This is a genomic window from Psychrobacter sp. ANT_H3, assembly GCF_027919975.1.
GTDB lineage: Bacteria > Pseudomonadota > Gammaproteobacteria > Pseudomonadales > Moraxellaceae > Psychrobacter > Psychrobacter maritimus.
Window position 1 is genome coordinate 68,608 of sequence record NZ_JAQISM010000026.1, and the last position, 22,816, is coordinate 91,423.

Genomic DNA, 22,816 nt, shown 5'->3' on the forward strand with positions numbered 1-22,816 from the left:
AAATGCTTAGTTTTTTAAATGCTTAGTTTTTTAAAAGCCTAGTTTTCTAAATACCTCGTTATTCTGTAACGGGGTATTTTTTTGCTAGCAATTTGCTATAAACACCTCGTTATTTAAGCGCATAAAAAAAGCAGAACCAATTACGGATTCTGCTTTTTTAAAATATATAAATAAACTTCAAGCCTTAGTCATTTAACCATAGCTTTAAAGGTAAAGCCGGTAAGCAAGATAATTCAGCATCATCATCATGCGGATTATTTAAGTCAATAATACTGTTAGCAATTAGTAATATCGTCCACGGTAGCAGTTGATGTTCACCTTTTTGTACGCGTGCTTGCAGGCTATCAGCAGTGTCTTTTTGATTGACTTCAAGCAGCGCTTGGGTCAAAACAGCGCCGGCATCCAGCTCAGCAGTAACCACATGGATACTACAGCCATGATGACGTTCACCCGCTTGTATGGCACGCTGATGGGTATCTAGGCCTTTATAAGCAGGCAGTAGAGCAGGGTGCAGGTTAATCATTGGCGCAGGCGCATTATCGATAAATGCGCTACTTAAAACCCGCATAAATCCTGCTAAGACAATTAAATCAGGCTGCCAAGCGCTCAGCTGCGCGCTGGCATGAGTTTCAAAGGTTTTGATACCCATGCGTTTGCCGCTAGCAACGTGAGATAAGACCGCAACGGGAATAGCGGCGTCATTGGCACGTGTGATGGCATAAGCATCTTCACGGTTACTGATGACGCCAACAATCTCAATCGGTAGCGCGCCAGCTTGCATGGCATTAATCAATACTTGCAGGTTGCTACCACTACCAGATACCAAAACAGCAACGCGTAACGGCTTAGCTGATTTTTTTGCAAAACTTTTTAGATTGTCATCTGGCATTAACGGTACACCACGGCGTCCGCTTCACGGCTAACCATTTCACCCAATTTCCAAGCGTTTTCGCCCGCATCATTTAACGTTTTGATAGCGGCTTCTGCTTTATCTTTAGGCACCACGATGACAAAACCAACGCCGCAGTTAAAGGTGCGGTACATCTCACTTTGTTCGATATTACCTTGGGTTTGTAACCAAGTGAATAGCTCTGAGAACTTCCAGCTGCTGGTATCAATGCTAGCGGCTAAATTATCTGGTAGTACGCGTGGTAGGTTATCCGTTAAGCCGCCGCCGGTGATATGTGACATCGCATGTAAGGCTGAGCTACCAAGGGTATCTTGCAACGCTTTAATGGCTTTAACATAAATGCGGGTAGGTGCCATCAGCGCATCTTGAATAGGCTGACCGTCTAATTGCTCATCACTAGTAGTCACATCAATACCGCTGACTTCGATGACTTTACGCACCAATGAGTAGCCATTCGAGTGCGCGCCACTTGAAGCAAGAGCGATTAATACATCGCCTTCAGCGACGTTTTCGCCAGTGATGACTTCCGCTTCTTCAACCACACCGACGCAGAATCCCGCTAGGTCATAATCGTCGTCTTGATACATGCCTGGCATCTCAGCCGTTTCGCCGCCGATAAGCGCGCAATTTGATAATTTACAGCCTTCGCCAATACCAGTAACAACAGTCGCTGCCACATCTACATCAAGCTTTCCAGTTGCATAGTAATCTAAGAAGAATAATGGCTCCGCACCGCAAACCAATAAATCATTGACGCACATAGCGACCAAGTCGATACCGATGGTGTCATGGCGGTTTAGTTGTAATGCCAGTTTAAGCTTGGTGCCGACACCGTCAGTGCCCGAAACCAATAACGGTGAGGTGTAACCAGTCGGAATACGACAAAGCGCCCCAAAACCGCCAAGTCCGCCCACAACCTCAGGACGAGAGGTGGCTTTTGCCACTGATTTAATACGTTGTACCAACGCATCGCCAGCATCAATATCAACGCCAGCATCTTTGTAGCTTAAAGAAGGCTTGTTACTCATGGTCATCTCACAAATTTTATAGGGAATGAAGGTCTGTCAGTAGAAAAGCGGATCGGTCGTGTTAATTTTGCAGATAGTGCGCGCATTATACCCAAAAACGACCCCCTCTCGCAAAGCAACTTACCAATATTTGGCCGATATTTAACGAAGAGTGGTAATAAAGGCTAAATAGAGCGCAATAAAAATTTAAGAAACAAAAAATGACTGATTTTTTGTTGTACTCTGCGATAATAGAACGCCAAAGTTGTCGGCAAAACTTACTGTCATGACAATGATAAATATCATTATAAATATAAAGCTATCGGCTACCTATTTCAGCTAAAAAACCATCATAAGCCAGCATTTTACATTGACTTAATCGTAGGGTTACCCTTCATGATAAACCAACCAATAGACCCTTTTTTTCGACGCCTATTCATCGTCGTTGCTATTGTTGTGGCGGTATTTTTATTATATTTGATGACGCCGGTCATCGTGCCATTTGTCGTGGCTTTTGTATTGGCTTATCTGTTCAATCCGCTGGTTAAGCGCTTATCAAAATATATCAAGCGTTGGATAGCCATTATCATCGTTTATTCGACGATTACGCTTGGTATGGTGCTGCTGCTTTGGTGGTTGATACCGACCTTATGGCATCAGCTGCAAGCAGCGTGGGAGTATTTGCCCAAGGTGCTAAACTGGTATAACCAAGTGGTGCGTGAATGGTTTATTAATAACAGCCGTATTCGTCTGCCAGAACTAGAAGCCAAAGGTTTTTCTGATACCTTGGTCGATTATATGCAGACCAATTATAAGTTCGCTGATGCCAGCAGCATGATGAGCCAAATATTGACGTCTAGTATGAATTTTATCAATAACGCTGGGCTGATTGTATTGGTACCGATTTTGACCTTTTATTTCTTGTTTAATTGGGATCAGCGCCTGCAAACTTGGAAGATGGCGATTCCAGCCCCTTATTGCAAAAAAGTAATCGGCATTGCTCAAGAGTGTGATCGGGCGCTGATGGCCTTTATCAAAGGTCAGCTGTTAGTAATGGTGCTGCTAGGCGCTATTTATGCAGTACAGTTGCAGCTTATTGGGCTTGAGCTTGGCTTGATTATCGGTATGGTTGCTGGTGTTGCCAGCTTTGTGCCGTATTTGGGCTTTGGTATTGGCTTTATTGCGGCGATTATCGCTTGCCTGTTTCAGTTTGGCTTGAACTGGACGTATTTGTCTTTAATCGTTGGTGCTTTCTTAGTCGGGCAGGCCGCTGAAGGCTATATCTTGCAGCCATTATTGTTAGGCGATAAAATTGGTCTGTCACCATTATGGGTTATCTTTGCGGTATTGGCAGGGGCAAGCTTATTGGGCTTTGTTGGTATGCTTATTGCGCTGCCAGTGTCCGCTGTCCTTAACGTTTTATTCCGCCATCTGTATGCTTATTACCAATCGACGGACTTTTATAAAGGTCGTAAACAATTGGCCTTATTCGATAAAAAGTAAACTCATAAAGAATAGGTTAAAAAATAACTTCGTGAGAAATAAGCATTTTATGGCTATTGTCACATCAATTGCCTAATAATTTTATAGCGCGATTAGGAGTCGGTATTCACTTATAAAGTGGATAAAGGCGGATTGATTGAGCTTAATGGGTAAAAGACTTGTCAGTCATTTTGCAAATATGTTATATATAGGCGCAGTATTAACGGTATTGACCGTTACTAGGTTGGCTTTGATAAATGTAAAAGTTAGCAAAGCCAGTTTAAAGAATATTAGTCGTTTAGCCTTTTTAGTGATTGCGCTACGCAAACCGAGTTGATGATTCATGGCAGAAGCACAGCTAAGTCTCAATCTGGACATTAAGCATGATGCGAGTCTCAGCGACTTTGCCGGTCCGGGTTGGATGTCTATTATCGATGCAGTGCGGCAGCTACATGTCGGCCTGATTGGCCAGCTGTACCTATTTGGCAGCCCAGAGACGGGCAAGTCGCACTTATTATCCGCCGTTTGTGAGTCATTTATTGAGATGGATAAATCAGCGATTTGTCTATCATTGAATGAACTGATTCATACCGATGTCAATGTCCTATCCTCTTTAGAGAATTTTTCCCTGATTGCGATTGATGATTTAGAGGTGCTTGAACAAAGCAGCCAATGGCAAGAGGCTCTATTTCATCTGATTAATCGTAGCCGCGAAGGGCAGCGTCAGCTGTTGTTTGCCTCCAATAAACCGGCGACCGAATTACCGTTTCAGCTAACAGACTTGCTTACCCGTTTGGCACAATCGCCAAGCTTTAAAGTGCCAAATGGTCATGATTTGGCTGACCGTCAAGCTTTGTTGCAGTCTATTCTACGTCGGCGTGGTTGGCAGTTTGATGAGCGTATTATTAATCATCTACTTACCGAAGGGCCGCATCGTATCGGCTCTATGATGGAGGTGCTGAACTACATTCAGCCGATGTTCTCCAATCTTGGCCGCAGTAATATATCCAAAGCGGTCATCAGTGATGCGCTGCGCACGATTGATGAGCAGACGCTTGCCGCAGAGCTTGCCGATATCGCGCAGGAGACGCAAGTAGATAATGAGGTCGCCAACCAAGACCAACATACCATGCCGCTTGATTTTTAACATAAAACGCTACCTTTTTTAGAAATTACCTTTACTATTCATGGAATAACTTATGAAAACAAACGCTTCTTTGCTAAAAAAACTGACGATGGGCACATTACTAATCACTGCCGGCTCAGTCTCTATGCTATCGCATGCGGCAGTAACCTTGCTGGTTGATGACCATATCAAAGTAACGGCTATTAACGGGCAGGAAATCCAGCAAAGTGCGTTTCAGCCATTAAAGAAATCTTTTACTTTAGAGCCAGGTCAGCATGCGATTACCGCTAAATATGACCGCTTATACAATTTGCCGCGTGATGAGCACGATTATTTGCGCTCGGGTAATGTGAGTGTGACGGCAGAATTGGTGGACAATCAAACCTATCGTCTTACCATGCCAAATCAGCCAGAAAAATATGCAGCGGCGAAAGAGTATGCTAAGCGTCCAACACTGGCAGTGCAGCAGAACAACACGGTAGTAGCTAGCCAGCAGAGTCTGGGCGGCAATCAAGGTGGTTTGCTATCAGGTTTGGGCAAAGCCTTAGGCGGCGTGTTTGGTGGTGCTGATGATGCCGAACTACAAAACCAACGTGCGATTGCGGCTTTAGATAAGCCTGCTATCAGCACTCAAAGCAATGTCAGCACAGGTGCAGTTACTACCGTTAAGCAAACGACAAGCGCTACTTCATCTACCAGTACTTTAGATCAGTTTATGCAAATTTGGCTACAAGCGACTCCAGCTGAGCGTGAAAAAATGCGTCAGTGGATTCAGAAGTAAAATGATTGAGCAGTAAGTAGCGATTGGTAAAAGAAGCATAAAAAAAGCACCTAATCTAATTAGGTGCTTTTTTCTTACTGACTATTTTAATAATAAACTGTTTTACGAATAGCTAGTTTAGTGATGAATTATTCTTCAGTAGTTATTAGCCTAAAAAAGCGTTGTACATCCAAATAAGCTTTTCTTGCTGCTGTACATACTCATCAACTAAGTCGGCTGTACCTTGGTCTTCGCTTTCTACTGCCAGTGTTGAAACCTCACGCTGCTCAGCGATAAGCGATTGTAGACCAGTCACCACACCTTTCACGCAAGCATTACCATCTTTCACGTTTTTATCTTCTTGAATGCTGGTATGTTGGCTAAAGTCGCTATATGCATGTAGCGGCGTGCCACCTAAGGTTAAAATACGCTCAGCGATTTCATCAATTTCTACTTGTAAGCTGGTATATAACTCTTCAAATTTTGGATGCAATGTGAAGAAGTGCTCACCTTTTACGTTCCAATGATAACCACGCACGTTAATATAAAACATATGGTAGCTTGATAGTAGGCTGTTGAGCTTAGCAATCACTTCGCTCATATCTGATTTTTCTAGACCGATTTGGTTGGTCGCATTATTAGTATTACTCATAATATTATCCTTATAGTTTGAGTGTTGATTTAATAGATTGGTTATTGTTATAGACTTAGTATTCGACATACTCATCTGAGTATAGGAGTACTAAGTTAAATATAGAAGCCTAAGAGTGTAGCAAGTCATCTCCTGCATTGCTATGCTCGTTATATGTTTGCTAGATTTTTATCTCTTCTACACCTTGTCTGTTGATGCTTATTATAATAGCAAAGAAACCATGACAAGTTAAATTCAATTAATCGAAGTCTGTAATTGGTTTACCTAAACCACGGCGTCTTTACTATTCAGTCTATATTATACAATTTAAGCTATCCAATCTATTCTATAAGGCTAATACTTCATGCTAACCACCTAGCAGCTGATTTATACTTTTGCCGGTGGTTGCAAGTTTTCAGGATTTAAGCCTTTAGCAGGAATGACTTCTAATAAATGCTGACGTACCGTATCGATTGGAAACTTCTGTGCTTGTAAGCGCTTCGGAACGATTTGGCTGCCTTGCTGACCTTTCATCTCAAACATCATAAAGATATAGTCATCGGTCTCATCCCAACTTTTAATCGACGTCCAAGGGATAACTGCTTGCTGAGTGCTACCTGGACGCATTTGCATGCCGCGCATCTGATTGCTATTAAACATGTCAGGCTGATTGACCGGCATTGCCATCACAAGACCATGCTTTTGTACGCCCAATTTCATCTGACGTATCTCATCGGGCATTTCTTGGTCAGCAACTTGTTTTTCAAACTCTCTTTTGACATACCATTTAAAGCCAAGGGTACGAACCAATAGATAAATAACCACAGACGCTAGCATGAGCCAAAAAATGATGGTCGAGTAACCGGTCAAAAAAACCAAACCAGCAAGGGCTAAAATGACAACCACTGCCATAATAATCCACTCTTTCATCTTAATGCTCGACAGACCAAAAGACGGGCTGGCACTGGCAAATAGCTCATACTGTGCTTGGTGAAATTCAGCCTCGGTTAAGTTTAAGGCGACAGGTTGTAGCGTGTAGGGGTACAGGGCCATAAAGGTTTCTCAGATACGTATGTTAAAAGCGTGGGATGAAAAGCGCCAAAGCGAAGCTGTAATACTATGCTGGGCTGGGCTTGGCTGGAAGTAGAATAAAGATATGCGCTTATCTTACCGAAAACTGCTCTTAAATGAAACATATAAGCGGCTATGTTCATGGATAGCCCGGTTATTTCTCAGATAGCATCGTTATTTATAATAGCGTCAATGATAGAACTTGATTCATAAGAGAATTATGCGGCTCATATTATTGCTTATTTAATCCGTAAAGCTGGCGCAAAAAACAGGCAAGATTGTGGCAAAATATAGCCAAAACATGGTCAAATCTGCTGGGTCTTGGTATGATAGTGGCTATCGTTTATTCTTATGATTGACATGGCGTCATTGCGAAGCTTTATAACGATATTATAAGGCTTTGCGCGCCATTTTTTGTTTTACCCCATTACTTGGCTACTTAACATAGCTACTTATACTTAACTACTATTTTCTCTTTTCATTTCTTACTCACTTTTAGCGCTACAGGCAACTATTATGATTGACCCAAAACTCTTACGCGGTGATTTAACGGATTTACAACAGCAGCTGGCCACTCGTGGTTATACGCTTGATATGGCGTTTTGGCAAAATATTGAAAACGAACGTAAGTCTTTACAAGTCAAAACTGAAGAGCTGCAATCGCGCCGTAATGCGGGTGCTAAGCAAGTGGGTGCGCTAAAAAAATCGGGCGAAGATGCCAGCGAATTATTGGCTGAGATGCAAAGTGTCAGCGGTGAGATTAAGACCGCTGAAGACGAGCTGCGTACCTTGCAAGAGCGCATTAGCCAAGCAGCAATGCAAATTCCAAATATTCCAGCAGCAGATGTGCCCGTTGGTACGTCAGAAGATGATAACGTCGAAGTGCGCAAATGGGGTACGCCGCGCGCGTTTGATTTTGAAATTCAAGACCATACTTATATTGGCGAAACGCTGGGTATGCTCGACTTTGAAGCCGCTGCAAAATTAACAGGTAGCCGTTTTAATGTGTTAAAAGGTCAGCTTGCGCAAATGCATCGCGCTTTGATTCAGTTTATGCTCAATACCCATACCATCAAGTACGGCTACACTGAAACCTATGTGCCTTATATTGTGAACTCTGAAAGTCTAAAAGGTACGGGTCAATTGCCGAAGTTTGAAGATGATTTGTTTAAATTGACCAATCATACCAATAACGAAGGTACGGATTTTTATCTGATTCCAACGGCTGAAGTACCAATGACCAACTTGGTACGTGGTGAGCGTTTGGATATCAAAGAGTTGCCATTAAAATTCACTGCGCATACACCGTGTTTCCGTAGTGAAGCGGGCTCGCACGGTCGTGATACCCGTGGTCTGATTCGTCAGCATCAGTTTGAGAAAGTTGAGATGGTTAATATCGCCACTAGCGAGCAATCAGATGACTTACTTGAGGCAATGACTGGACAAGCTGAGTATATCTTACAGCAGCTTAATCTGCCGTACCGCGTGGTCAAATTATGTACCGGTGATATGGGCTTTGCCGCACAAAAAACTTATGATATCGAAGTTTGGTTACCGAGCCAAGAGACCTATCGTGAAATCTCAAGCTGCTCAAACTGCGGTGATTTCCAAGCACGCCGTATGGGCACGCGCGTTAAAGACGGCAAGCAGACGAGCCTAGCGCATACGCTAAATGGTTCAGGTTTGGCCGTTGGTCGTACCTTATTGGCAGTGATGGAAAATCACCAAAACGCCGATGGTAGCATCACCATTCCAGAAGTGTTGCGTCCGTTTATGGGCGGTGTTGAAACCATTTCAGCTTAAGTAATTCAATGTTGTTATAAATGGTTATGAGCTGCGAGTTGCTATTTTTACTGGCAGTTTGTGGTTAGGAATCTAACATTGTTTATCGTTTAACAAAACTGATAGGAGTGATTGCTAAATGCAAACGCTTCTGTCAGCGCATTTTTAGTTTGGCTTATGGCAAATATGTTAAAATTGTCATTTAATCAAACACCTAATTCTTAAGAGCGTTTATCGCACTCTTATTCTATTGTTTCATGTCTATTGTTCCACCGATTTTTTGCTTGTCATCCATACTTCTCATTTGAATATTAGGACACTCTATGCCAGCTCCAATTAGCGAACGTAAATTAGCCAATGCCATCCGTGTGTTGTCGTTTGATGCGGTTCAAAAAGCCAACTCTGGACATCCGGGCGCGCCGATGGGCATGGCTGATATTGCTGAAGTTTTGTGGCGTAAGTTTTTAAAGCACAACCCAGCTGATCCACAGTGGCATAACCGTGACCGCTTTGTCTTATCGAACGGCCATGGCTCGATGCTTATTTACTCATTGCTGCATTTAACGGGTTATGATGTCAGCGTCGATGACTTAAAAGGCTTCCGTCAGCTGCATTCAAAAACCCCAGGTCATCCTGAGCTTGGCTATACCCCAGGTATTGAAACCACGACGGGTCCACTAGGTCAGGGTATCGCCAATGCGGTTGGTTTTGCGATTGCAGAGAAAACGCTTGCCGCACAGTTCAACCGTGACGGTCATAACATCGTCGACCATCATACTTATGCGTTCTTGGGTGATGGCTGCTTGATGGAAGGTATCAGCCATGAAGTTTGCTCACTAGCGGGCACGTTAGGATTGGGCAAGTTGGTATTCTTCTATGATGACAATGGCATCTCAATCGATGGTAATGTCGAAGGCTGGTTTACTGACGATACGCAAGCTCGCTTTGAAGCCTATGGCTGGCAGGTTATCAAAGTCGATGGTCATGATACCGATGAAATTACCCAAGCAACTGAGCAAGCGCTTGCTGAGACCACTAAGCCAAGCTTAATCATTTGTAAAACAACGATTGGCGCGGGTAGTCCAAACAAGCAAGGCTTAGCAGCCAGTCATGGTGCGCCACTTGGTGATGACGAAATTGTCTTAACCCGTGATGCGCTATCTTGGAAGCATGCACCATTTGAATTAGATGACGAAATCTATGAAGCGTGGGACGGTAAAGCCAAAGGCGATGTACAACAAAAGAACTGGGATGCGAACTTTGAAGCGTATAAAAAGGCTTATCCAGAATTGGCAGTTGAGCTATTACGCCGCTTAAATGGCGAATTGTCTGCTGACTTTGATAGCCAAGCACAAGCCTATATTCAGCAAACCCAAGAGCAGGGCGGCGATGTCGCCAGTCGTAAAGCCAGTCAAAATGCCATCAATACTTTGCAGCCATTATTGCCAGAGCTGTTAGGCGGTTCAGCGGATCTAGCAGGCTCGAACCTCACGCTATTTAAAGGCGCAAAAGGCATCGAGAAAGATGCTGACGGCAACTATATCTATTATGGCGTGCGTGAGTTTGGTATGACGGCGATTGCCAATGGTATCGCGCTTCATGGCGGCTTTATCCCTTACGTGGCAACCTTCCTGATGTTTATGGAATACGCGCGTAATGCGGTGCGTATGGGCGCATTGATGAAACAACGTATCATCCATGTCTATACACATGACTCTATTGGTTTGGGTGAAGATGGTCCAACGCATCAGCCTGTTGAGCAATTGACCAGCCTACGTACCACGCCAAACCTACGTACATGGCGTCCGTGTGATGCGACCGAATCTGCTACTGCTTGGGTCGAAGCGATTAAATCAGAAAACAATCCATCTGCATTGATTTTCAGTCGTCAAAGCTTGCCACATCAAGCACGTGACAGCGAGCAAGTCGCTAACATCACTAAAGGTGGTTACGTATTAGCAAAAGAACAAGGCGAGCTAAAAGCAATTATCATCGCAACAGGTTCAGAAGTAGGCCTTGCTATGCAAGCGTATGAGACGTTAAGTGCAAATGGTGTTGGTGTCCGTGTCGTCTCTATGCCTTGTGCGGAAATCTTCGTGGAGCAAGATGTTAGCTACCGTGAAGCGGTATTACCAAGCAATAACCGTGCTCGCGTCGCTGTCGAAGCCGCGCATGTAGATTACTGGTATAAGTTCGTTGGTCTAGATGGCAAAGTCATCGGTATGACGACGTATGGTGAATCAGCGCCAGCAGATCAGCTCTATAAAGAGTTTGGTATTACCGCTGAAGCAGTGGTTGATGCGGTGAATAGTTTGGTCTGATTAATCAAAGCTTAGAGTTAGTTTTTGAGTTTATATAAGAGCTGCTCGATAATTCTAGTGGCTCTTTTTTATGGTTTTATTTTTGCTTTTGAATCATTCTAAATGGATTGATGGTTCGTTTAGTGTCGAGGCACGATACGCAATGAATTGTTAAATTTTAACGTAGGGTGCGACCCGCGCACCAACGCATAAATATGAAAAAATAAAATGAATGTATTTATTTACGCGAATGACTCCACGCGAATCTAATTATAAATATACTTTCAATTTCGAAATAATTGATATTAACTACTTCTCGGTTTTAACCAAGCTTAATGTAATGTTCTATAGTAGAATTACTTTAAAATCGATACAGTGCGACTGGGATGAATTTTTCGTAGCCTCTGTGATAACAGCAAGCAAGGAAAATTTATCCCAGTCGCACATAGCTATAACGTATCGCTTTTATTTTGAACTGACTATATATTGAGCCGTTATTAGTGTTATATCTAGTTTGCTAATCTAAAGGGTGTTTAAGGACGTGTACCTGTTTTGTACTGGCACATTGATTAGACATGAGGATTGACTTACCATCAAGTATCTAAGTGTTTTATATAATATGATTCAGGAGAGTTATCATGTCGAATAAATCTGTTAAAAAACAAGCGAAAGATGAGATTACGTTAAGTAAAAAGGTTCAAAAAAAGCTAAGTAAGCTGAATCTGCAGCGTCAAAAAGAGCAGGATAAAATAGACAAGGTACGTCAAAAAGAGCTTGCCAAGTTAGATAAGCAGCGTCAAAAAGAACAAGACAAAGTAGATAAGAAGATTCAAAGAATGATAGACGATATCAACCAAAAGGCGATGAAAAAGCAAGAAAAGATAGATACTAAAATTCAGAAAAGAAGAAATAAAATAGACAAAGCTGGCATAGCAGAAGACCAAATATGGCAGTATTAAAAACTTTAGAAAATATGGTTTTAAAATTTAATCGATTTTCGAGTGATTTTTCAGGTCATAGCGTTTCTAAATAATGGGGTGTTTCTGTAAAGAGTATCTTAAAATCTATTGTGTTATCTACCCAACTTAGAACTTCTAAGTTGGGTTTTTTTGTCACTTAATTAATTAGCAGCAATCAGCTTTCCTGATATCTCAAGTGGGATGATATTGCTAATAATTTTTGGGAAAGCCGTCACCCCATAGTTATAGCGATCTACCATACCCGTCGCGCGAAACTTTAATATCGGTTGTGCGGTGACGGGGTCAATTTCGACATCAGATAAAGTCACTCTTACCGTTAACGGTCTGGTTTGACCTAAAGCGGTAAAGTCGCCCGTGACACTGGCTTCTTTAGGCGTAATCATCTTGATTTTTTTTGAGACAAACGTCATCGTCGGATATTGCTGTGTGTTTAGCAGCTCCTTACGTCGTAAAAAAGAGTCACGTAGCCTGCGCTCGGTATCGATGCTATTGGTATGCACGGTAAAATTAATGGTGGTACTCTCAGGCTTTTTGACGTCATAATTGATCGCCCCATTTACCTTACGAAACTTACCGTCAGTGGTCGCCTTGCCTAAGTATTTGACCTCAAAATCTGCGCTGGTTTTCGGCACATCTAGCTTCCACTTTTGTGGCATCGTATTAGCGGCCAGTCCCATCATAGGCAAAGATAATAATAAAGAGGTGCCAAGCGTGATTTTAAGCCAAGAAGCGGCGCGTGTATTCATACGTATGATCCAAAGAGTAGTATTAAAGTCGTCAGTATTGAAAGTACTTTTAAAGTGGTTTTAAAGTAGTACTGAGCTTTATAGCCTAAATAATAATGCGATAGCGTACTACAACTGTGCTGTTTCAATGTATTATTAAAGTTATGAGCGATTTAGAAGTAAGCATTAGTAAGGGCGTATCGCTTAAAATAAGTAATTTATTTCTCTATATAGTAGAAAAATCATGTCGCTAATGTCCAGCTTTAAAGGTGTTTTAGGCGAAACTGTCATCAACATTGCCATGTGGCTAAAACTTGAAAAAGATGTTTATCATCGCCTGAATAATATCACTTTGCCATTAGCCAACGGTGGCAGTACCCAAATTGACCATGTTATTGTCTCTGTGTATGGCATTTTTGTCATCGAAACCAAAAACTATAAAGGTTGGATATTCGGTAATGAGGCGCAAAGGCAGTGGACGCAGGTCATCATGGGTCGTAAGTATAAATTTCAAAACCCGCTCAGGCAGAATTATCTGCATATCAAGACATTAGCAGATTTGTTAGCGCTAGATTTGAATTATTTTCATTCGATGATTGCATTCATTGGCGAGTGTGAGCTTAAAACTCGTGATGAGTTACCAGAGCATGTATTGACGAGCGGCATGGCATCTTATGTGAAGAAAAAACAAGATAAGTTATTGAGCGAAGATGAAGTTAAAGCTATCGTTGAGCAGATTGAAAGTAATAGATTTAGTAAATCTTGGAAAACCAATAGACAGCATAAAGCCTATCTAAAAGACAAGTATAGCCAGTCAAACAAGCAAGCTAGTGATAAACCAAATGCTAAGTCAGTGACTAAATCAGCTAATCATCCTGCGTCTGAGCCAATAGTAAAAGAATCTCCTAAAAAGACTACTCTTCAAAGCAGAGAGGTGCTGCGATGGTCTGGTCAAACGGAAGTGGCGCAGGCTGCTGATATCGCTATTACGCCGTCTATCAGTACTCAGCTTATCGATGAACAGACTAACAATAAACTGCTTAATAATGATGAGTTTTTTATTACCCCGTTTGAGGTTATAGAGTCAGAGCCAATAAACCAAACAACTATTTTAGCTCAAATACCTAATTGCCCTAAGTGTAATAGCGAGATGATTAAACGCGTTGCCAAAAAAGGCGCTCGCCAAGGTCAGACCTTTTTTGGTTGTAGCCAATTTCCTAAGTGTCGCGGCGTGGTGAATGTTGATTAGGTTGTCCTTATCCTAACCATAAATCTCTTCTAAACGTAAACACGCAACCAATCGACCTTCCCACTCTCGCAGTTTTGGCTCTATTTCACTGCATTGTTGTTTGGCATAAGGACAGCGTTTGTGCAGGGCGCAGCCACTCGGCGGATTAAGCGGACTTGGCAGCTCACCATGTAGGGTTAAATCATTTTTATGGCCAGTTACAGTCGGTGCCGCCGCCAATAGAGCAATGGTATAAGGGTGCTTTGGGGCATTATAAATCGCTTCTTTAGACCCATGCTCGACGGCTTGACCTAAGTACATCACCATCACATCATCAGCAACATGGCGCACTACTGATAGATTGTGAGAGATAAAGACATAAGCAGTGTGATATTCGTCCTGTAAATCCATAAACAAGTTTAACACTTGCGCTTGAATCGACACATCGAGCGCTGAGGTTGGCTCATCAGCGACGACAATTTTAGGATTAAGCATCATCGCGCGGGCAAGAGCAATCCGTTGGCGCTGACCACCCGAAAACATATGCGGATAACGGCCAGCATGTTCGGGACGTAGACCGACATGTCGCATCATCTCGTTTATTTTGTCACGCTTTTCTTCTTTAGATAGCTTGGTATGAATATCTAATGGTTCAGTCAGTTGATAGCCAATCGTATGACGCGGGTTTAGGCTGCCATAAGGGTTTTGGAATACCATTTGAATTTCGGTACGCAATTCTTTTAATGCTTTTCGGCTGTAGCCGGTCGTCGCTTCATCATTGATAAATAACTCACCATCAGTAGGCTCTTCGATCAGCGTTAGTTGGCGGGCAAGCGTTGATTTACCGCAACCTGACTCACCAACGACCGCTAGCGTTTTGCCCGCTTCAAGCTCAAACGAGATGCCATTTAGCGCCTTAACATACGCTTTAGGCTTGCCCAATCCTTGTGATACGGGGTAATGCTTGTGTAGGTTGTCTGCTTTTAAGACCACTTTATGACTCATGCTGTGACTCCAAAGTAGCAGGGTGAGGGGTAGAGGTGCGAGAAGGTAAGTCAGGCAATTCAGAGTGAATACAGCGCACTTTGCCATTGGGCGTATCTAAAATGGGCGGCGGCACTTCACAAGCGGGCTCTTTATAGGGACAGCGGGGAGACAATAAGCAACCGCTTGGGCGATCATATTGGCTTGGTACCACACCCGGCAAACTATTGAGCCTGTCTTGACCGATTGCCAGCTCAGGGATGGCTTGTAGCAACGCTTCGGTATAAGGATGGGCAGGATGTTGAAAAATCTCCGGCACTGTACTGGTTTCGACCACTTGTCCGGCATACATGACGGCGACATCGCGTGAGTTTTGCGCGACCAAACCCAAGTCATGGGTAATTAATACCATTGCCATTTGTTTTTCGCGTTGTAAGCGCCCGAGCAAATCCATAATTTGTGCTTGTACCGTGACGTCAAGCGCCGTGGTTGGCTCATCGGCAATAAGCAGTTTTGGCTCACAAGCAATCGCCATCGCAATCATGACCCGCTGACTCATACCGCCTGATAATTGATGCGGATATACTTTGAGTCGATTTTTGGCATCCGGCATCTCAACCAGTTCGAGCAGCTCTAAGATACGCGCCTGTACTGCTGCACCGCGCAGTCCAAGGTGCTTACGCAGTACTTCACCCAGTTGCATCTCAATGGTAAAGCTCGGATTTAGGCAAGACATGGCATTTTGAAAGATCATAGAAATGTCTTTGCCAATGATGCCGCGTTTTTCTTTGGCTGACATACTCAGCATATCTTTATTATCAAACATCACCCGCTTGGCACGAACTGTCGCAGAGGGCGGCAATAGTCCCATGAGCGCCATCATAGTGACCGACTTACCTGAGCCGGACTCACCGACGACGGCGATGACTTCGCCTTGGGTGATTTTTAATGACACATCATCGACGGCGCGAAAAGTACGCGCGCCTTGACCAAAGGTGACCGAAAGATTTTCAATATCTAACAACAGTGGCGCTTCTTTTATTAACGAGCCATTCATAGAAGTATGGGTAAGCGCTGTTTTATCTAAGGTATCAGTCATCTTAGGTCACCTGCTTTAATTTGGGATCTAGCGCATCGCGTAATCCATCACCCGTCAGGTTAATCGACAAGGCAGCTAAGAAGATGGCGACACCCGGCCAAATAGCGAGCCAAACATTACTTTGAATATATTGCCGCGCTGTACCGAGCATTGCGCCCCATTCGGCATCTGGCGGTTGCACGCCAAAGCCTAAGAAACCAATCGCACCTGCTTCTAAAATAGCAGAGGAAAAAATCATTGTCGCTTGGACGATGAGTGGTGCCATACAATTTGGCAAAATGGTTATAAATAATAAGCGCAGCACGCCAGCCCCCATGACTTGCGAAGCAACAAAGTACTCACGTTGTAGCTCTACCATGGCCGTCGCGCGTGTCAGACGGATAAAAGGCGGCGTACAAACCAAGGCAATGGTAATAATGGTGTTGGTCATAGACGGCCCTAAAATAGCCGCAATAATAATCGCCAATAGCAAGCTTGGATAAGACATTAAAATATCATTGACTAGCATCACCGCTTTGCCCCAAACCTTTGGCCAAAACGCGGCGCTAAGCCCTAACGAGACGCCAACCAACATAGCAAGGGTCGTCGCACTTAGACCGATAAATAGGGAATAACGCGCGCCATACATCACCCGAGATAAGGTATCTCGACCGGCATCATCAGTCCCAAGCCAAAACATCGTATCGCCGCCACTTAAAAATGCGGGCGGCAATTGCTCTTGACCGGTAAATAATTCATAAGGATCATGGGGTGCAAGGGCGGGCGCGAGTATGGCGATAATCACCATCAAGGCCAGTACTATAAAACCAAGTACCGCGCCTTTATTGCGGCAAAATGTCGATAAAAATAGCTGCCAAGACGACGGCGGTGTGGCTGCCATCAGCTTAAGATCAGAGGGAAGAACAGAAGGCTTCATGAGCATTTCCTACAGTGGCTAGTGCTTTACTAATATTTAAAGTTTTAGAGTTTTAGCCTTAATAAGTATTAAGCATTTGCTAAAAAACCACTCAAAACCATGCAAACACCAATAGCCACTATTTATAATATGAGTATTTATCAATGTTAAATTAAGAAGTATGTCTGATGCGCGGATTGATTAGACCATACAAAATATCAATAAATAAACTAACCAAAATCAAGGCGGTGGCGACCAATAAGATACCGTTTTGCACAATAGGATAATCACGGGTAAAGAAGCCATCGAGTAGCCAATTACCAACACCCGGCCAACTAAAGATAGTCTCAGTAATAATGGCGCCAGCGAGCAAGGTTGCCATCTGTAAGCCAATCACCGTCACCACAGTAATCAAGGCGTTGCGCATGACGTGTACCAATATCACGCGGCGCGGCGATAAACCTTTGGCGCGCGCGGTACGCACATAGTCTTCATCCAATACCTCCAGCATCGCCGAGCGCGTCATGCGTGCAATCATCGCGAGTGGTATGGTCGATAAGGCAATAGACGGTAGGATAAAGTGTTTCACCACGTCCCAAAACGCGCCAGGTTCGCCTGATGTTAAAGAGCCAAGTAGCCATGAGCCATATAAAGGTTTGACGTCTAAAAACTGTGCGACAGATATGACACCGGCGACGGGTAACAGACCAAGATAATGGGCAAATATACCCGTTAAGATAGGTCCTAATAAATAAATGGGCATAGAGTAGCCAGCCAGCGCCCCTGACATCAAGGTGTAATCAATCCATGTACCACGGCGCAGCGCGGCAAAAATACCTAAGCTCACCCCAATGATACTGGCAATGACAATGGCGCACACAGCTAGCTCTAAGGTTGGTACAAAATGGGCAAAGAAGTCTGGTAATACGGGGGTACGGGTACGAAAAGACACCCCAAAATCACCGGTCAATATACCGGTTAAATAATCCCAATATTGGATAATAAGAGGTTTGTCTAAACCAAGTCTTTCTAAGGCACGAGCATGGAGCTCTGGATCGACCATACGCTCACCCATCATAATCTCGACGGCATCTCCAGGGACGAGCCGAATCAGGGTAAAAGTAGATAGCGTTAAGCCAAGATAGACAGGAATGAGGATGGCAATACGACGCAAAATATAAAGTAGCATGGGCTGCTCAATAGTTGTGGTTTAATAGTTCTTGGTCGATGATTAGAATGTTAGTAATGATGAGAATATCGGTGACAGAATGCTTAACAAAGCGCTTGCTTAACAGGGTGCTTAATTCATATAAATACGGCTGGAGCAGAGTATCTGACCCAGCCGAATAGCAATTAAACAATCGTGCATGTCGTACCGGACTTCATCAGTTAAGATTATTCAATCTTGACACCATCGAAGCGTATTGAGCCAAGTGGACTGATTTTATAGTCGACGACGTTTGGTGCGGTGAATACCGTCACCACCGAATGCGCCATAGTGGTCCAAGGCAGTTGCTCTTTAAATATTTGCTGAGCTTTTACATAGTCATTGACGCGATCATCTTGATTGGTAATCTGACGGGCGTTGGTTACTAAACTGTCAAAGTCTTTATTACACCAGCGTGAGTAGTTATTGCCACCGACCGCATCACAAGATAATAGCGAACCAAGCCAGTTATCTGGATCGCCATTGTCACCCGTCCAACCTGCTAAGATAACATCAGGCTCACCTTTAGCGGCGCGTTTTAGATACTCGCCCCACTCATAAGTGACCAGCTTGGTATTAACACCAATCTTCGCCCAATCTGCTTGCAACATTTCAGCCATGAGCTTGGCATTCGGGTTGTAGGGGCGCTGAACTGGCATATACCAGAGGTTGATGGCAAGTTTGTCCGCACCTGCTTCTTTCATAAGCGCTTTGGCTTTTTCCACATCATAAGGCGCATCTTTAATCGATTTATCGTAACCCCATTGCGTTGGTGGCATAGGATTAGTCGCTTTAAGCCCTTCGCTCTGATAAACGGCGTTGATAATAGCGTCTTTATTGATGGCCATATCTAATGCTTGACGAACTTTAAGGTCGCTAAGCTTTGGCTTTTCAACGTTATAGCCGACATAACCGATGTTGAAGCCGGGTTGGTCAAGCACGGTGGCCTTACCAGATTTTTTAACAGACTCAATTTCGGCAGGTTTTGGATAAGCGGACACATGACATTCGCCAGCCTGCACTTTTTGCGCACGAACCGCCGAGTCTTTAGTGATAACAAATACAAGATTATCGATATGAATATCGTCTTTGTTCCAATAATCTGGATTTTTGGTATAACGAATTTGCGCGTCTTTTTGGTAGGAGGTAAAGACGAAAGGTCCGGTACCTACTGGTTTGGTGTTGATATCAGCAGCATTACCAGCAGCCATTAACTTGTCTGCATATTCAGCAGAATCGATGTAAGCAAAGGCCATCGCTAGGTTTTGCAAAAACGGCGCGTTAGTTTCACTTAGAGTGATTTTTACGGTATTTTCATCAACTTTTTCGATAGTAGAGATAAGATCAGGCAGCCCCATGCCGACAGAATACGGGAACTCAGCAGGATAGGCTTTATTAAATTCAAAATCAGGATTGGTGATACGTTCTAGCGTAAAGACTACGTCGTCCGCATTAAAATCGCGGGTTGGGGTAAAGTAATCGGTTTTACCAAATTTGACACCTTTACGTAGATTAAAGGTATAGGTTTTGCCGTCTTCGCTAATAACCCAGCTTTCGGCTAAGGCTGGCTGAATCTCAGTGCCATCTCTTTTGAATTCTACCAAGCCGTTGTAGATAGGATAGGCGCTCGCATCAAAATCCGTACCTGCCGTATACTGTGCGGGATCGAAGCCAGCAGGGCTGCCTTCTGAGCAATAAAGTAGGGTTTTCGCGGCTTTGGCGTCTGAGCTGGCAGCAGTTCCGTCAGTGGTTTTGTTGTCGCCGCTACAGGCGCTGATACCTAAGATAACTGTCGCCAACAGGGTCAATTTGAAAAGTGATTTTTGCATTATTACATCCTATGTAATTATAATTAGTTGCCAGGCATCTTTATAAGTTCGTTTGCGAACCATAAATATGCTTGACGTCCTTTTAATTCCCTTTAAAGCAATTGTTTATATCGTATTGTTGATAAGCAAATAAAAAATGCGTCAGGTTCTATAAACCGTCAGTCAGGTTTGCAAAAAATACTGATATAAATAAGTCGTTTAAATATACTCTGTTAAACACTGCTAATGCAAGGCATCTATAAACTAATTTTGATAGAAAACGTTTCGTTTTAATATCTTTATTGCCGAATTTATTAGTCGTTACTGAATTCAGTAAACTAACGTCGCTTGTCGATTTTTTTCAGTATTCTAAAAACCAGAACATAGACTGTTAATATAAAATTGCCTAAATAAGTTCTAAAGATAGCAACGAAAAAATATGAGCCACATTTTTATACCATCAGCTTATTCTCATTTTATTGAATATCAAGTTTTGAATAGATAAGCTTGTTAAAGAAAAGCAGCCACAATAAGCTGCTTACCCCATCCCATCCTAACGTATTTTATGACGCGGCTAGCTCAATATGATTATGCTTGGCTTTAATAAGGTCGGCCATTCTTTCAGCAATCATAATCGTTGGTGCATTGGTATTGGCGCTAATCAAGGTCGGCATCACAGACGCATCAATAACCCGTAATCCACTGACGCCGCGTACTTTTAATTCTAAGTCGACCACGGATTTGTCATCTGAACCCATACGACAAGTACCGACAGGATGGTAGATGGTATCTGACTTATTGCGGATATAGCCGAGCATACCGTCTTTTTCAATATAAGGAGCAGGGTAGTCTTCGGTGATATATTTTGCGATGGGCGATTCTTGCATAATAGCGCGCGTACGCTCAGCACCGGCCACCATATACTCTACGTCTTTTGGGTGTGAGAGATAGTTTGGATCAATCAATACCGCAGCTGACGGGTCAGCAGAATCAAGCCTAACGGTGCCGCGGCTTTCAGGGCGCAGATAGCAGCTATGACAAGAGACGGCAAAGCCGCGTCTAAGATCACGACCATGCTCAATCACGCGCGATATGACAAAATGCAACTGAGTATTTGGCCAGTCTTTTGGGTCATCACCGACACTAAAAAACGCGCCCGCTTCAGCATAGTTGGTAGACAGCAGGCCCGTGCCATCCTTTCTCCACTGGCGAATGCTTTTGGTTAAGGTTGAAATGCTTGCCATACCAATACCGATGACATCAGTGGTATTAACCTTATAATCAAAGACCACGTCTAAATGGTCTTGCAAGTTACCGCCAACCTCGGGCGCATCGACTAAGACATCGATATCATGAGACTGCAAATGCTCAGCAGGACCAATACCCGATAACATCAGGACTTTGGGTGAGCCAAAAGCGCCACCTGATAAAATCACTTCATGGTTTGCCATCACCGTATGCTCGACGCCATCTTTTTCATAAGCGACGCCAACGGCTTGTTTGTCTTCAAAAATAACTCGGTTGGCTTGGGCGTGGGTAATGACGGTCAGATTTGGTCGGCTTTGAACTGGATGTAAATAAGCGGCCGCCGCAGAGCAGCGTTGACCTTGTTTTTCGCCATGAAAATGGGTGACTTGATATAGCCCAGCGCCGTCTTGTTTTTTGCCATTAAAGTCATCATTTTGATCTAAACCATTGGCAACGGCAGCTTCTACAAATGCTTTTGAGATATCACGTGGACTTAGTAAATCACTGACATGCAAAGGTCCACTGTCACCATGCAGTTCATCTGCGCCATGGATATTATTTTCTGCTTTAATAAAGTAGGGCAACACATCGTCAAAACCCCAACCTTCACAGCCTTGCTCAACCCAGCGCTCATAGTCTAAGGCACTGCCACGGGTATAAATCATGGCATTAATCGCTGATGAGCCACCTAAACATTGACCACGTGGTTGGAAGCCGCGCCGGTTATTCAGATGCGCTTGCGGGGTAGTATGAAAGCACCAATTGTTCAATTTCAGCGGCTTGCCTGGGACTAGGAGAATCAAACCTGCAGGGACACGAACTGCAAGGTCTTTGCCTTCACCGCCGTATTCTAATAGGCAGACACTGAGGTCTGGATTTTCTGTCAGCCGGCTGGCAAGCACGCAGCCTGCAGAACCGCCACCCACGATGACGTAATCAAACTTTGGATCAACTTCCATGTTATCTTCCTTATAGCATCCATGCTTATTAAAACGCGCTCATTAAAGCGAGCTTCTAAAATCGCTTCCGTCTTACAGTATCTATTATTTTGCTCAAATAATGCAATAAAAATGACCAAGTGGTATTTGGCAAAGTTGTATTGCTCAAAGTGTTATGAAAAACTCAATGTCCAATTAGACATAAAATGCGCTGATATGAGACTTATAGATTATTGTGAATAAAGTCGCATTTTATAGCGCACATACTTCTGAGCGCACAATAAAACGCTTACCTTCAGGTATCTCAAGCGAAAAACTGGCCCCGCGGCCATCGACCACATCGATGGTCAAATCGGTATGTTGCCAAAGTTTATGCTGCGCTTTACCCATATAGAAGGGACAGCCAGCGAGCTCGCCGATGAGCACGTCTTGGCCGCCCACTTTGAACTCGCCCAATGGATAACACATCGGTGAGCTACCATCGCAGCAGCCGCCCGATTGATGGAACATCAGCTCGCCATGTTTAGACTTTAATAACTCAATTAATGCTTTGCAGGATTCTGTTGCTTTAAGTTTCATAATTAACTCCTTTTAATTTATAAATCGCTCATTTTTGCTGATGAGTTTTAAAGCAA

The 22,816-nt window shown here is 43.5% G+C and carries 19 protein-coding genes; 7 read left to right on the forward strand and 12 right to left on the reverse strand.

Features of this window, described 5'->3' with window-relative positions; genetic code table 11:
- Window positions 1-184 precede the first annotated feature (184 nt).
- A complete protein-coding gene (purN, locus tag PG901_RS12265) occupies window positions 185-889 on the reverse strand; it encodes a phosphoribosylglycinamide formyltransferase (RefSeq protein WP_271134587.1) in 705 nt (234 codons plus the stop codon).
- On the reverse strand, window positions 889-1,938 hold the full coding sequence (purM, locus tag PG901_RS12270; protein ID WP_271134588.1) for a phosphoribosylformylglycinamidine cyclo-ligase: 1,050 nt from the start codon (window positions 1,936-1,938) through the stop codon (window positions 889-891). Before purM ends, purN begins: the two co-directional genes overlap by 1 nt.
- 375 nt (window positions 1,939-2,313) lie before the next feature.
- Here purM and PG901_RS12275 point away from each other — a divergent pair, with 375 nt between their 5' ends.
- The 3 genes from PG901_RS12275 to PG901_RS12285 all read left to right on the forward strand — a co-directional run bounded on the left by PG901_RS12275 (window position 2,314) and on the right by PG901_RS12285 (window position 5,306).
- A complete protein-coding gene (locus PG901_RS12275; RefSeq protein WP_201625463.1) occupies window positions 2,314-3,420 on the forward strand; it encodes an AI-2E family transporter in 1,107 nt (368 codons plus the stop codon).
- A 322-nt stretch (window positions 3,421-3,742) separates the two neighbouring features.
- Window positions 3,743-4,546 carry a DnaA regulatory inactivator Hda gene (gene hda / locus PG901_RS12280; protein WP_201625464.1) on the forward strand — a complete coding sequence of 268 codons (804 nt, stop codon included), beginning with the start codon at window positions 3,743-3,745 and terminating at the stop codon, window positions 4,544-4,546.
- 52 nt (window positions 4,547-4,598) lie between these two features.
- Window positions 4,599-5,306: a DUF2057 family protein gene (locus tag PG901_RS12285; RefSeq protein WP_271134589.1), complete on the forward strand. Its 708-nt coding sequence runs from the start codon at window positions 4,599-4,601 to the stop codon at window positions 5,304-5,306.
- 145 nt (window positions 5,307-5,451) lie between these two features.
- Here PG901_RS12285 and PG901_RS12290 read toward each other — a convergent pair whose 3' ends face one another.
- Both PG901_RS12290 and PG901_RS12295 read right to left on the reverse strand, forming a co-directional pair.
- Window positions 5,452-5,937, reverse strand: coding sequence for a Dps family protein (locus PG901_RS12290; RefSeq protein ID WP_271134590.1), 486 nt, complete (start codon window positions 5,935-5,937; stop codon window positions 5,452-5,454).
- Window positions 5,938-6,303: 366 nt separating this feature from the next.
- Window positions 6,304-6,969 (reverse strand): YcxB family protein, encoded by a 666-nt coding sequence (locus tag PG901_RS12295; RefSeq protein WP_271134591.1) that lies wholly within the window; start codon window positions 6,967-6,969, stop codon window positions 6,304-6,306.
- Window positions 6,970-7,503: 534 nt separating this feature from the next.
- Here PG901_RS12295 and serS point away from each other — a divergent pair.
- From serS to PG901_RS12310, 3 genes are all read left to right on the forward strand, one after another.
- Complete coding sequence (gene serS / locus PG901_RS12300; RefSeq protein ID WP_271134592.1) at window positions 7,504-8,790, forward strand: serine--tRNA ligase; 1,287 nt, start codon at window positions 7,504-7,506, stop codon at window positions 8,788-8,790.
- 302 nt (window positions 8,791-9,092) lie between these two features.
- Window positions 9,093-11,090, forward strand: coding sequence for a transketolase (gene tkt / locus PG901_RS12305; protein WP_271134593.1), 1,998 nt, complete (start codon window positions 9,093-9,095; stop codon window positions 11,088-11,090).
- Between the two features lie 617 nt (window positions 11,091-11,707).
- Window positions 11,708-12,028 carry a hypothetical protein gene (locus tag PG901_RS12310; RefSeq protein ID WP_201565223.1) on the forward strand — a complete coding sequence of 107 codons (321 nt, stop codon included), beginning with the start codon at window positions 11,708-11,710 and terminating at the stop codon, window positions 12,026-12,028.
- A 161-nt stretch (window positions 12,029-12,189) separates the two neighbouring features.
- On the opposite strand, the gene PG901_RS12315 is transcribed toward PG901_RS12310, so the two are convergent.
- Window positions 12,190-12,795: a YceI family protein gene (locus tag PG901_RS12315; protein WP_271134594.1), complete on the reverse strand. Its 606-nt coding sequence runs from the start codon at window positions 12,793-12,795 to the stop codon at window positions 12,190-12,192.
- Between the two features lie 223 nt (window positions 12,796-13,018).
- Here PG901_RS12315 and PG901_RS12320 point away from each other — a divergent pair, with 223 nt between their 5' ends.
- Complete coding sequence (locus tag PG901_RS12320) at window positions 13,019-14,023, forward strand: NERD domain-containing protein (RefSeq protein ID WP_271134595.1); 1,005 nt, start codon at window positions 13,019-13,021, stop codon at window positions 14,021-14,023.
- A gap of 12 nt (window positions 14,024-14,035) precedes the next feature.
- Here the strand turns inward: PG901_RS12320 and PG901_RS12325 are convergent, their stop codons facing one another.
- The 7 genes from PG901_RS12325 to PG901_RS12355 all read right to left on the reverse strand — a co-directional run bounded on the left by PG901_RS12325 (window position 14,036) and on the right by PG901_RS12355 (window position 22,760).
- The gene (locus tag PG901_RS12325) at window positions 14,036-15,007 is read right to left on the reverse strand and encodes a peptide ABC transporter ATP-binding protein (RefSeq protein ID WP_271134596.1); all 972 of its coding nucleotides are present in this window, start codon (window positions 15,005-15,007) and stop codon (window positions 14,036-14,038) included.
- Complete coding sequence (locus PG901_RS12330) at window positions 14,997-16,085, reverse strand: ABC transporter ATP-binding protein (protein WP_271134597.1); 1,089 nt, start codon at window positions 16,083-16,085, stop codon at window positions 14,997-14,999. Before PG901_RS12330 ends, PG901_RS12325 begins: the two co-directional genes overlap by 11 nt.
- A 1-nt stretch (window position 16,086) precedes the next feature.
- The gene (locus tag PG901_RS12335) at window positions 16,087-17,001 is read right to left on the reverse strand and encodes an ABC transporter permease (protein ID WP_025650615.1); all 915 of its coding nucleotides are present in this window, start codon (window positions 16,999-17,001) and stop codon (window positions 16,087-16,089) included.
- Window positions 17,002-17,152: 151 nt separating this feature from the next.
- Window positions 17,153-18,169, reverse strand: a complete 1,017-nt coding sequence (locus PG901_RS12340; RefSeq protein ID WP_271134598.1) for an ABC transporter permease — start codon at window positions 18,167-18,169, stop codon at window positions 17,153-17,155.
- Window positions 18,170-18,375: 206 nt separating this feature from the next.
- Window positions 18,376-20,016 carry an ABC transporter substrate-binding protein gene (locus PG901_RS12345; protein WP_271134599.1) on the reverse strand — a complete coding sequence of 547 codons (1,641 nt, stop codon included), beginning with the start codon at window positions 20,014-20,016 and terminating at the stop codon, window positions 18,376-18,378.
- Window positions 20,017-20,558: 542 nt separating this feature from the next.
- Window positions 20,559-22,202 (reverse strand): GMC family oxidoreductase, encoded by a 1,644-nt coding sequence (locus PG901_RS12350; protein WP_271134600.1) that lies wholly within the window; start codon window positions 22,200-22,202, stop codon window positions 20,559-20,561.
- Window positions 22,203-22,433: 231 nt separating this feature from the next.
- Complete coding sequence (locus tag PG901_RS12355) at window positions 22,434-22,760, reverse strand: DUF779 domain-containing protein (protein ID WP_271134601.1); 327 nt, start codon at window positions 22,758-22,760, stop codon at window positions 22,434-22,436.
- Between the last annotated feature and the right edge of the window lie 56 nt (window positions 22,761-22,816).

Coding starts and splice junctions, on each gene's coding strand:
- PG901_RS12315 (WP_271134594.1), bottom strand. CDS start 12,795: ATGAATACACGCGCCGCTTCTTGGCTTAAAATCACGCTTGGCACCTCT.
- purM (WP_271134588.1), bottom strand. CDS start 1,938: ATGAGTAACAAGCCTTCTTTAAGCTACAAAGATGCTGGCGTTGATATT.
- PG901_RS12295 (WP_271134591.1), bottom strand. CDS start 6,969: ATGGCCCTGTACCCCTACACGCTACAACCTGTCGCCTTAAACTTAACC.
- PG901_RS12325 (WP_271134596.1), bottom strand. CDS start 15,007: ATGAGTCATAAAGTGGTCTTAAAAGCAGACAACCTACACAAGCATTAC.
- PG901_RS12345 (WP_271134599.1), bottom strand. CDS start 20,016: ATGCAAAAATCACTTTTCAAATTGACCCTGTTGGCGACAGTTATCTTA.
- PG901_RS12310 (WP_201565223.1), top strand. CDS start 11,708: ATGTCGAATAAATCTGTTAAAAAACAAGCGAAAGATGAGATTACGTTA.
- PG901_RS12355 (WP_271134601.1), bottom strand. CDS start 22,760: ATGAAACTTAAAGCAACAGAATCCTGCAAAGCATTAATTGAGTTATTA.
- PG901_RS12340 (WP_271134598.1), bottom strand. CDS start 18,169: ATGCTACTTTATATTTTGCGTCGTATTGCCATCCTCATTCCTGTCTAT.
- purN (WP_271134587.1), bottom strand. CDS start 889: ATGCCAGATGACAATCTAAAAAGTTTTGCAAAAAAATCAGCTAAGCCG.
- serS (WP_271134592.1), top strand. CDS start 7,504: ATGATTGACCCAAAACTCTTACGCGGTGATTTAACGGATTTACAACAG.
- PG901_RS12330 (WP_271134597.1), bottom strand. CDS start 16,085: ATGACTGATACCTTAGATAAAACAGCGCTTACCCATACTTCTATGAAT.
- PG901_RS12350 (WP_271134600.1), bottom strand. CDS start 22,202: ATGGAAGTTGATCCAAAGTTTGATTACGTCATCGTGGGTGGCGGTTCT.
- PG901_RS12335 (WP_025650615.1), bottom strand. CDS start 17,001: ATGAAGCCTTCTGTTCTTCCCTCTGATCTTAAGCTGATGGCAGCCACA.
- PG901_RS12290 (WP_271134590.1), bottom strand. CDS start 5,937: ATGAGTAATACTAATAATGCGACCAACCAAATCGGTCTAGAAAAATCA.
- PG901_RS12285 (WP_271134589.1), top strand. CDS start 4,599: ATGAAAACAAACGCTTCTTTGCTAAAAAAACTGACGATGGGCACATTA.
- hda (WP_201625464.1), top strand. CDS start 3,743: ATGGCAGAAGCACAGCTAAGTCTCAATCTGGACATTAAGCATGATGCG.
- PG901_RS12320 (WP_271134595.1), top strand. CDS start 13,019: ATGTCGCTAATGTCCAGCTTTAAAGGTGTTTTAGGCGAAACTGTCATC.
- PG901_RS12275 (WP_201625463.1), top strand. CDS start 2,314: ATGATAAACCAACCAATAGACCCTTTTTTTCGACGCCTATTCATCGTC.
- tkt (WP_271134593.1), top strand. CDS start 9,093: ATGCCAGCTCCAATTAGCGAACGTAAATTAGCCAATGCCATCCGTGTG.